Raw genomic sequence first — 9432 nt, 5'->3', positions numbered from 1 at the left:
CCCCCCCCCCACCCCGCGGTGGCGCCTCACCCCGCGGCGGCGCCTCACCCGGCGGTGGCGTCCCGCCCGGCGACAGCGCCTCACCCGGCGGTGGCGTCCCACCCGTACAGGTCCGCCAGTCGCCCGGCCTCCGCCACGAACCGCGCGCGAAGCTCGGGCGGCCCCACCACCTCGGCCTCGGCGCCCAGCACCACCAGCTGCTCGAACGCCACGTCCTGGCTCTCCACGGCCAGCGTCACCCGCACGTCGCCGCCCGCTGCCCCGCAGCCGGCCGGGACGGCCTCCGCCAGCGCCCGCTCCGCCGCCTCGGTGTCCACGACGTGCCGCAACCGGGCCTGCCCCGCCGGGGTCAACCGCAGCTCGACGCGGTCCCGCAGCAGCGAGCGGGCGAACTCCACCGCCTGCCGCTCCCAGAACGCCGGCAGCTCGAACGCGGTGTCCCGCGTGAACCGGTGCTCCCGCGACCGCGCGGCGGTGAACCGGTCCACCCGGTACACCCGGTGGCCGTCCGCCCCCACCGGCCGGGCCGCCAGGTACCAGACCCCCGCCTTCAGGACCAGGCCATGCGGCTCCAGCTCCCGCTCGACCTCCGCGCCGCCCCGGCGCCGGTAGACCACCGCCAGCACGCGGTCGTCCCACACCGCCTCCGCCACCGACGGCAGCAGCGCCGGGGTGACGGGCGGACGCCACCAGGCCGGTGCGTCCAGATGGAACCGCTGCGCGGCGCCGTCGCCCGCGTCGGCGAGCGCCGGTGTCAGTGCGGCCCGCACCTTCAGCCGCGCCGCCGAGGAGGCGTCCGCCAGCCCCATCTCCCGCAGGGCCCCCGGCACCCCGGAGAGGAACAGTGCCTCGACCTCGCTGCGGCCCAGCCCGGTGAGCCGGGTCCGGTACCCGCCGACCAGCCGGTAGCCGCCGGCGCGGCCGCGGTCGGCGTAGACCGGGACCCCGGCTTCCGACAACGCCAGCGCGTCGCGGGCGACGGTCCGCTCCGAGACCTCCAGCTCCGCGGCCAGCTCGGCCGCCGTCATCGTCGTCCGGTTCTGCAGCAGGAGCACCATCTGGATCAGTCGGGCGGCACGCACCCCACCATGATGCCGCCCCGCCGTTCGCCGTCCCCCGCACCCGGCGGGGGACGGCGAACGGCGCCGCACCCCGCCCCCGTGAGACCGGGGAGGGGCACGGCGCCGTCGGTGCTGCCGTGCGGCGGTCCGCCGGGGCGGACCGGGACGCGGTACTACAGGCCGAGCTCACCCTCGAACTCGCCGGCCTCCAGGCGGGCCTTGATGGCCCCCAGGTAACGGGCCGCGTCGGCGCCGTCCACCAGCTGGTGGTCGTAGGAGAGCGTCAGGTAGACCATGTCGCGGATGGCGATGGTCTCCCCGAGGTCCGGGTGGTTGACGACGACCGGGCGGCGCACGGTGGCACCGATGCCCAGCTCGGCGACCTGCGGGTAGTTCACGATGATCGTGTCGAACAGCGCACCGCGCGAGCCGGTGTTGCTGATCGTGAACGTGCCGCCGGACATGTCGTCCGGGCTCAGCTTGCCGGTGCGGACCTTGCCGGCCAGCTCGGCGGTCTTGCGGGCGATGCCCGCCAGGCTCAGGTCACCGGCGTCCTTGATGACCGGGACCATCAGGCCCTTCTCGGAGTCCACCGCGATACCGACGTTCTCGACGTCGTGGTAGGTCACGGTCGAGTCGTCGTTGATCCGGGCGTTGACGACCGGGTGGGCCTTCAGCGCCTCGGCGGCGGCCTTGACGAAGAACGGCATCGGGGAGAGCTTGACGCCCTCACGGGCCAGGAAGGACTCCTTCGCCCGCGCCCGCAGCTTCATCAGCTTGGTGACGTCGACCTCGATGACGGAGGACAGCTGCGCCTGGTTGCGCATCGCCTTCATCATGTTCTCGGCGATGACCTTGCGGATGCGGGTCATCTTCACCGTCTTGCCGCGGAGCTCGGCGGCGGCGGCCGGGATCTCCACGGAGGACGGCGCGGCGGCCGGGGTGGCGGCCGACTGCTGCTGCTTCTTCTGCGCCTCGGCGGCGGCGACCACGTCCTGCTTGCGGATGCGGCCACCGACACCGCTGCCCTTGACGGAGGACAGGTCGACACCCGTCTCACCGGCCAGCTTGCGCACCAGCGGCGTCACGTAGGCGCCGTCGGTCGCCGGCGCCGGAGCGGCGGGGGCGGGCTGCGCGGGGGCGGCCTGCTGGGTGGGTGCCTTGGGCTCGGGCTTCGGCTCGGCCTTGGGCTCCGCCGGGGCCTCCTGCTTGGGGGCGGGGGCCTGCTCGGGCTCGGGGGCGGGCGCCTCCTCCTGCTTCGGCGCCTCCTCCTGCTTCGGCTGCTCCTGCTGTGCCGGGGCGGCGTCGGCCGACCCGATCACGGCGAGCTTGGCGCCGACCTCGGCGGTCTCGTCCTCGCCGACCACGATCTCCAGCAGGGTGCCGGCGACCGGGGCGGGGATCTCGGTGTCGACCTTGTCGGTCGAGACCTCCAGCAGGGGCTCGTCGGCCTCGACCTCCTCGCCGACCTCCTTCAGCCAGCGGGTCACGGTGCCCTCGGTGACGCTCTCACCGAGCGCGGGCAGCGTGACGTCGGTGCCCGAGGCACCGCCGCCGGACGGCGCCGGCGCCGACTTCTGCTCCGGCTCCGGGGCCTGCTGCGGCTCGGGCTCCGGAGTGGACTCCTGCTCCGGCTCGGCCTGCGCGGCCGGGGCGGACTCGCCACCGCCGCTGCCGTCGTCGATGACGGCCAGCTCGGTGCCGACCTCGACGGTCTCGTCCTCGGCGACCTTGATGGAGGAGAGGACGCCGGCCGCCGGGGCGGGAATCTCGGTGTCGACCTTGTCGGTCGAGACCTCGAGCAGCGGCTCGTCGGCCTCGACCTGCTCACCCTCGGCCTTGAGCCAGCGGGTGACGGTGCCCTCGGTGACGCTCTCGCCGAGCGCCGGAAGGGTTACGGAAACCGCCATGGTTTCTGGTGCTCCTTACACAGGTACGGATGGGGGCGCGCCCTGACGGCGGGCGGCCGGTCAGTCGTGGGCGTGCAGCGGCTTGCCGGCCAGCGCCAGGTGGGCCTCGCCGAGCGCCTCGTTCTGCGTCGGGTGGGCGTGGATGAGCTGCGCGACCTCGGCGGGCAGCGCCTCCCAGTTGTAGATCAGCTGCGCCTCGCCGATCTGCTCGCCCATCCGGTCGCCGACCATGTGGACGCCGACCACGGCGCCGTCCTTGACCTGGACGAGCTTGATCTCGCCGGCGGTCTTGAGGATCTTGCTCTTGCCGTTGCCGCCGAGGTTGTACTTCAGCGACACGACCTGGTCGTCACCGTACTTCTCCTTGGCCTTGGCCTCGGTGAGGCCGACCGAGGCGACCTCGGGGTGGCAGTAGGTGACCCGGGGGACACCGTCGTAGTCGATCGGCACGACGGGCAGGCCCGCGAGCCGCTCGGCGACGAGGATGCCCTCGGCGAAGCCGACGTGCGCCAGCTGAAGGGTGGGGACGAGGTCGCCCACGGCCGAGATCGTCGGCACGCCGGTGCGCATCTCGCCGTCGACCTGGACGAAGCCGCGGTCGACGGTGACGCCCTGCTCCTCGTAGCCCAGGCCCTGCGAGACCGGGCCGCGGCCGATCGCGACCAGCAGCACCTCCGCCTCGAAGGTCTTGCCGTCGGCGAGGGTGACCTTGACACCGGTGTCGGTGTACTCGGCCTTCTCGAAGAAGGTGCCCAGGTTGAACTTGATGCCGCGCTTGCGGAAGGCCCGCTCCAGCAGCTTCGAGCTGCTCTCGTCCTCGGCCGGCACCAGGTGCTTGAGACCCTCGATGACGGTGACCTCGGTACCGAAGGACTTCCACGCCGAGGCGAACTCGACGCCGATGACGCCGCCGCCCAGCACGATCGCCGACTTCGGCACGCGGTCCAGCGTCAGCGCGTGGTCGGAGGAGATGATGCGGTCGCCGTCGATCTCCAGACCCGGCAGCGAACGCGGCACGGACCCGGTGGCGAGCAGAATGTGGCGGCCCTCGACGCGGCGACCCGCCACGTCCACCGAGGTGGGGGAGGAGAGCTTGCCCTCGCCCTCGATGATGGTGACCTTGCGCGAGGCCAGCAGGCCGGTCAGGCCCTTGAACAGACCGGAGACGACACCGTCCTTGTAGGCGTGCACGGCCTGGATGTCGATGCCCTCGAACGTGGCCTTGACACCGAACTGCTCGCTCTCGCGCGCCTGGTCGGCGATCTCACCGGCATGCAGCAGCGCCTTGGTGGGAATACAGCCGTTGTGCAGGCAGGTGCCGCCCAGCTTGCCCTTCTCGATCAGGGCGACGTCGAGACCCAGCTGAGCACCGCGCAGGGCCGCGGCGTAGCCGCCGCTGCCACCACCGAGGATCACTAGGTCGAAAACGGTGTTGGCGTCGTTCGCCACGTCACGTCCTCCATGCATGGGTCCGCCGGGCCCGGCTGCTTCAGGTACCGGCCGGCGTCATCGTGTGGGCCGCTGGTTCAAGCGGTTGGTCATGGCTCGCTGGTGGGTGAGCCGGGCCCTGTCCTGCCGGAACAACATCTTCGCACCTGTCCGACCGCCGCGGCATGCCGGGCCGGGGGACGAGGGGTGCAAACCGACTGTACAGGCGACCATCCGGACGGCCTCCTCCCCGGAAACCCCCTGTTACCCACCAGTAGGGCCGTGGTACGTGACGGGTCTCACGTACCACGGGCCCCGTGTCAGGCGCTCAGCGCGCCGTCGGCGGTGCGCTCGGCGAGCCGCACCAGCGCGCGCACGGCGGTGCCGGTGCCGCCCTTGGGGGTGTAGCCGAAGGGGGCGCCCTCGTGGAAGGCGGGCCCGGCGATGTCCAGGTGCGCCCAGGCGGTGCCCTCGCTGACGAACTCCCGCAGGAACAGGCCGGCGGCCAGGCCGCCGCCCATCCGGTCGCCGACGTTGGCGAGGTCCGCGACGGAGGACTTCAGGCTGTCGACCAGCTCGTCGGGGAGCGGCATCGGCCAGGCCTGCTCGCCCGTCTCCTCCGCCGAGGTGTGGACCAGCTCGCGGAAGGCGTCGTCGTTGGCCATCACACCGAAGATGCGCTTGCCGAGCGCCACCATCATGGCGCCGGTGAGCGTCGCGACGTCCACCAGGGCGTCCGGCTCCTCCTCGCAGGCGCGGGTGATCGCGTCGGCCATGACCAGCCGGCCCTCGGCGTCGGTGTTGAGCACCTCGACCGTCTTGCCGCTGTACATGGTCAGCACGTCGCCGGGGCGGGTCGCCGAACCGGAGGGCATGTTCTCCGCGAGCGCCAGCCAGCCGGTGACGTTGACCTTCAGCCCCAGCCGGGCGGCGGCCACCACGGCGGAGAGCACGGCGCCCGCGCCGGCCATGTCGCACTTCATCGTCTCGTTGTGACCGGCCGGCTTCAGCGAGATGCCGCCCGAATCGTAGGTGATGCCCTTGCCGACCAGCGCCAGCGTGGGCGCGCCCTTGGCGTGGGTGTGGGCGATGCGCACCAGCCGCGGCGGGGACTGCGAACCCTGGCCGACGCCCAGGATGCCGCCGTAGCCGCCCTTGACGAGCGCCTGCTCGTCCAGGACCTCGACCTTCAGCCCGTGCTCCTTCGCGGCGGCCTGCGCCTCGGCCGCGAAGACCTCCGGAGTGAGCGCGTTGGGCGGGGTGTTGACCAGGTCGCGGGTGCGCGCGGTCTCCTCCGCCAGCACCCGGGCGCGCTCGGCGACCGCCTTGTGCTCCTTGGCCTTGCCGGGCAGGCCCACCACGGTGACCTCGCCGAGGTGGTCCGCGCCGGGCCCCTTGGCGTCCTTGCCCTTGCGGCCCTTACGGCCCTTGGCGTCGTCGTCGGCCGCGCCGCGGAAGTCGGTGAAGGAGTACGCACCCAGCAGTGCGCCCTCCGAGACGGCGGCGAGCGCCGCGGCGTCCGGCACCGGCAGGGCGAAGACGGCGTGCTCCAGGGAGCCGAGCGCGCGGGCGGCCGAGCCGGCGGCGCGGCGCAGCGTCTCCGCCGCGAAGCCCTCGCCGTCCTCGGGCAGCGCGCCCAGGCCGACGGCGACGACGAGTGGGCTGCCGAACTTCTCGGGCGCCGGCACCTTGGTGACCTCGTCCGCGGCGCCCTTGGCGCCGAGGGTCCCCAGGGTGGCGGCGAGCTTCCCGCCGAACGCGGCGTCGAGGGCCGACACCTCCTGGCCGGAGGTGAGCAGGGGCGCGTCCTCGCCCTTGGCAATGCCGATGACCACGGCATCCGCGCGCACCTTTGCGGCGGAGGAATCGCTGAGGGTCAGTACAGTCACGGTGGTGGAGATCCTGTTCCTTCGTCGATGGGTGCGGCGGTAGCCGGACTCCCCTGTCCCGGGGGCAGTTCCCCTTCTGTGGCCCAGGGTGCCGCTCCGATCCGGGGCACCGAGCCTACGCCCCGTTCCCCGCCTCGGGGGCTGCCGGGGCGCGGGCCGTGCCCGCCGCCGCCCGGGTGAGACGGGGGCGTGTCGGCCCCGCGCGGCGCCCCCGGCGGCCCATCCTTGCCCGTCATGGGCCGGTGGTGGGAGCAGGACATCGTGGAGGCGGGCAAGCTCCCGCTGCTCCTCGGGCTGACCGCTTTCCTGGTGACCTTCGCGGTCACCCGGACGGTGACCCGGATGATCCGGGCGGGCCGCGGCCCGTTCGGCGACATCTCCGCCGGCGGGGTCCACCTCCACCACGCGGTACCGGGCGTGGTCCTCATGGTCGCCGGCGGGTTCGGGGCCATCGCCTCGGCCCAGTACGGGCCGGGAGGGGCGGTCGCCGCCATCGTCTTCGGCATCGGGGCGGGGCTGGTCCTCGACGAGTTCGCCCTGATCGTCTACCTCCAGGACGTCTACTGGAGCGAGCAGGGTCGCCGCAGCGTGGAGATGGTCACGGTCACCGGTGCCGTGGTGCTGCTGGTGCTGGTGGGCTCCGCGCCGTTCGGCGTGGACACCCTCACCGCGGAGGAGCGGCAGGACCGCGTCGCCGTGATGACCACGGTCGCCTTCCACTTCGGTTGCTCGGCGGTCTCCTTCGCCAAGGGCAAGCCGCTGGTGGCGATCTTCGGGGTGCTGCTGCCGCTGGTGTCCCTGTTCGGGGCGGTGCGACTGGCCCGCCCGGACTCGCCCTGGGCGCGGCGGTTCTACCGGCGCCGGCCCCGGGCGCTGGCCCGGGCCCACCGCCGGGCGGCACACCACGACCGCCGCTGGGCCGGTCCGGTGCGCCGGGTACAGGACCTGCTGGCGGGGACACCGACGCCCGAGCTGACCCACCGCGCCGCTGCCGGCGACGGCGACGGGCGGGAGCGCAACGGGGCGGCCTCCGACGGGGACGGCGGCGACAGCAGCGGGACCGGGGGCGGGCCCCACCCGCCGTCGGGCCCCGCCGATCCGCCCGACCGGCCGTAGCCGCCGATCCGCCCGACCGGCCGTAGCCGGCAGGCGCCCGGTCGGAGCCGCCGGTCAGGTCGCCTCGGCGAGGTCGACGTCCTCGGGCGAGGCGGTCGGTCCCGGTTCCTCCCCGCCGCCGCCGGCGGGCTCCGCCGGCTGCCGCGCGGCAAGCGCCGCGGCGGCGCGGACCAGCGGCAGCGCCAACAGCGCGCCGGCACCGCCGCCCACCGTCACGCCCTGCTCCAGCAGCGGCCGCATCGCCATGCGGTCCAGCGCCTTGGCCTGGCCGGGCTCGCCGCTGACGTGCCCCGGAATCCACCAGTCCACCGCCCGGAACGCCACCCGCTGACCGACCAGCGCGCACGCCGCGGAGACCACCCCGTCCAGCACGACCGGCGTCCGGCGCACCGCGGACTGCAGCAGGAACCCCGTCATCGCGGCCAGGTCCGCCCCGCCGGCGGTGGCGAGCAGCTGCAGCTGGTCGCCGAGGGCGGGGCGCGCGTGCCGCAGGCCGTCGCGGACGGCGGCGCACTTGCGCATCCAGGCGAGGTCGTCGATCCCCGAGCCGCCGCGCCCGGTCACCACCGAGGCGTCGGTGCCGCAGAGCGCGGCGATGAGCACCCCGGCGGCGGTGGTGCCGCCGACCGAGAGGTCGCCGAGGACCAGCAGGTCCGTCCCGGCGTCGGCCTCCTCGTCGGCCACCGCCGCCCCGAGCCGGAACGCCGCCTCGGCCTCCGCGAGGGTGACCGCGTCGGCGGTGTCCAGCGGTGCCGAACCGCGGCGCACCCGGCGCCGGGTGACCTCGTCCGGGAGGATCGCCGGGTCGCAGTCCAGGGAGACGTCCACCACCCGCACCGGGACCCCCGCCTCGCGGGCGAGGACGGCGGCCGGGCCCCGGCCGTCCAGCAGCTCCCGCACCAGCCCCGCGGCACCCCGCTCCGGATCGGCCGGCGCGGCCGGGTCGACCGGGTCGGGGGCGTGCCCGGAGACCCCGCGTGCCGCGATGCCGTGGTCGCCGGCGAAGACCACCAGTCGGGGGCTGCGGATCGGCTCGACCGGCACCTGCCCCTGCGCGGCGGCCAGCCACAGGGCCAGCTCGTCCAGCCGGCCCAGCGCCGCCGGCGCCCGCCCGGTGCGGGCCCGCCGGGACTCAGCGGCCCGCCGCACGGCAGCGTTCGGACGTTCGATCAGATCGCCGAACTCGTCGAGATTCAGGGTGCCCTCGCTCATGTGGACGAGATTACCGGCCGACCGCCCGCCGTACGCCCGGGGCGCGGCGGGCGTCCGGCGTGCCCGCGACCGCGCGGGGGCGCACCGGTGCGGGCGTCAGCCGCGCAACCGGACGGGCAGCCCCGCGACGATCAGCAGCACCTCCTCGCACTCCCGCGCGACCGCGGTGTTCAGCCGCTCCAGCTCCGCGGCGAACCGGCCGTCGCGGTCACCCGGTAGCGGGGCGGCCGGCGGCGGCTGGTCGCTGACCAGGACCAGCGGCCGGGGGCTGCGCCGCACCGCCTCGGCCAGTCGGGCGGAGTAGCCCGCCGGCAGGCCGAAGCCGGGGCCCGGGCGCGCCCCGGGGCGGCTGGGGGCGCGCGGACTCGTGGTGTGGGTCGCGGCCAGCCATCGGGTGAGGGAGTCCACCAGGAGCGGCGGTCCGTCCTCGGCCAGCAGCGGCAGCAGTTCGTTGGTGCCGGTGGTGGTCCAGCCCCACGGGTGGCTCTCCGCCGTGGGCGCCGGAGCGGGTGGGGAGAGAGCGTGCGGTCCGGTGCGCGGCGGCCCGCCGGTCGTCGGTGTCCGCGCCCCGGGCGCGGGCGGCAGCACGGCCGCCGGCACCGGCACGCTTCCGTCGTCCGCCGGCGGCAGGACGACGGGCGGGGGGCTCCCGGCGGCCGTGCCCGGCAGGACCCGCAGCACCTCGGGGAAGGTCGCCAGCCGGCGCTCCGCCTCCTGGGAGACGCCCGAGCCCGGCGCGCCCAGCAGCAGCGTGCGGCGCGGCACCTCGGGAGCGTCCGGCGGGTCCCCGGCGCGCAGCGCCGTGCCGTCCGGCAC

7 protein-coding genes are annotated in these 9432 nt (G+C 74.9%); 1 reads left to right on the top strand and 6 read right to left on the bottom strand.

The features are described from left to right. Positions 1 to 80: 80 nt before the first annotated feature. The 4 genes from HCN56_RS20315 to HCN56_RS20300 form a co-directional block, all read right to left on the bottom strand. Positions 81 to 1082 carry a helix-turn-helix transcriptional regulator gene (locus HCN56_RS20315; protein ID WP_167973211.1) on the bottom strand — a complete coding sequence of 334 codons (1002 nt, stop codon included), beginning with the start codon at positions 1080 to 1082 and terminating at the stop codon, positions 81 to 83. Positions 1083 to 1234: 152 nt separating this feature from the next. Next, positions 1235 to 2971, bottom strand: coding sequence for a 2-oxoglutarate dehydrogenase, E2 component, dihydrolipoamide succinyltransferase (gene sucB / locus HCN56_RS20310; protein WP_167973209.1), 1737 nt, complete (start codon positions 2969 to 2971; stop codon positions 1235 to 1237). A gap of 60 nt (positions 2972 to 3031) precedes the next feature. Then, a complete protein-coding gene (gene lpdA / locus HCN56_RS20305; RefSeq protein WP_167932094.1) occupies positions 3032 to 4420 on the bottom strand; it encodes a dihydrolipoyl dehydrogenase in 1389 nt (462 codons plus the stop codon). Between the two features lie 299 nt (positions 4421 to 4719). Further along, positions 4720 to 6288: a leucyl aminopeptidase gene (locus HCN56_RS20300; protein ID WP_167973206.1), complete on the bottom strand. Its 1569-nt coding sequence runs from the start codon at positions 6286 to 6288 to the stop codon at positions 4720 to 4722. Positions 6289 to 6522: 234 nt separating this feature from the next. On the opposite strand from HCN56_RS20300, the gene HCN56_RS20295 reads away from it, so the two are divergent. Further along, a complete protein-coding gene (locus tag HCN56_RS20295) occupies positions 6523 to 7404 on the top strand; it encodes a hypothetical protein (RefSeq protein ID WP_167973204.1) in 882 nt (293 codons plus the stop codon). A 54-nt stretch (positions 7405 to 7458) separates the two neighbouring features. Here HCN56_RS20295 and HCN56_RS20290 read toward each other — a convergent pair whose 3' ends face one another. Next, positions 7459 to 8616 carry a nicotinate-nucleotide--dimethylbenzimidazole phosphoribosyltransferase gene (locus tag HCN56_RS20290; RefSeq protein WP_167973202.1) on the bottom strand — a complete coding sequence of 386 codons (1158 nt, stop codon included), beginning with the start codon at positions 8614 to 8616 and terminating at the stop codon, positions 7459 to 7461. Between the two features lie 96 nt (positions 8617 to 8712). After that, positions 8713 to 9432 (bottom strand): bifunctional adenosylcobinamide kinase/adenosylcobinamide-phosphate guanylyltransferase (locus HCN56_RS20285; protein ID WP_209312981.1); only part of this gene is annotated, 720 nt, incomplete at its 5' end.

This window comes from Streptomyces lonarensis, from assembly GCF_012033735.1.
Classification (GTDB): Bacteria; Actinomycetota; Actinomycetes; order Streptomycetales; family Streptomycetaceae; genus Streptomyces; species Streptomyces lonarensis.
The sequence above is the reverse complement of the archived record's forward strand: the minus strand, read 5'-3'. Positions and strand labels throughout refer to the sequence as shown.

Coding starts and splice junctions, on each gene's coding strand:
- HCN56_RS20290 (WP_167973202.1), bottom strand. CDS start 8,616: ATGAGCGAGGGCACCCTGAATCTCGACGAGTTCGGCGATCTGATCGAA.
- HCN56_RS20295 (WP_167973204.1), top strand. CDS start 6,523: ATGGGCCGGTGGTGGGAGCAGGACATCGTGGAGGCGGGCAAGCTCCCG.
- sucB (WP_167973209.1), bottom strand. CDS start 2,971: ATGGCGGTTTCCGTAACCCTTCCGGCGCTCGGCGAGAGCGTCACCGAG.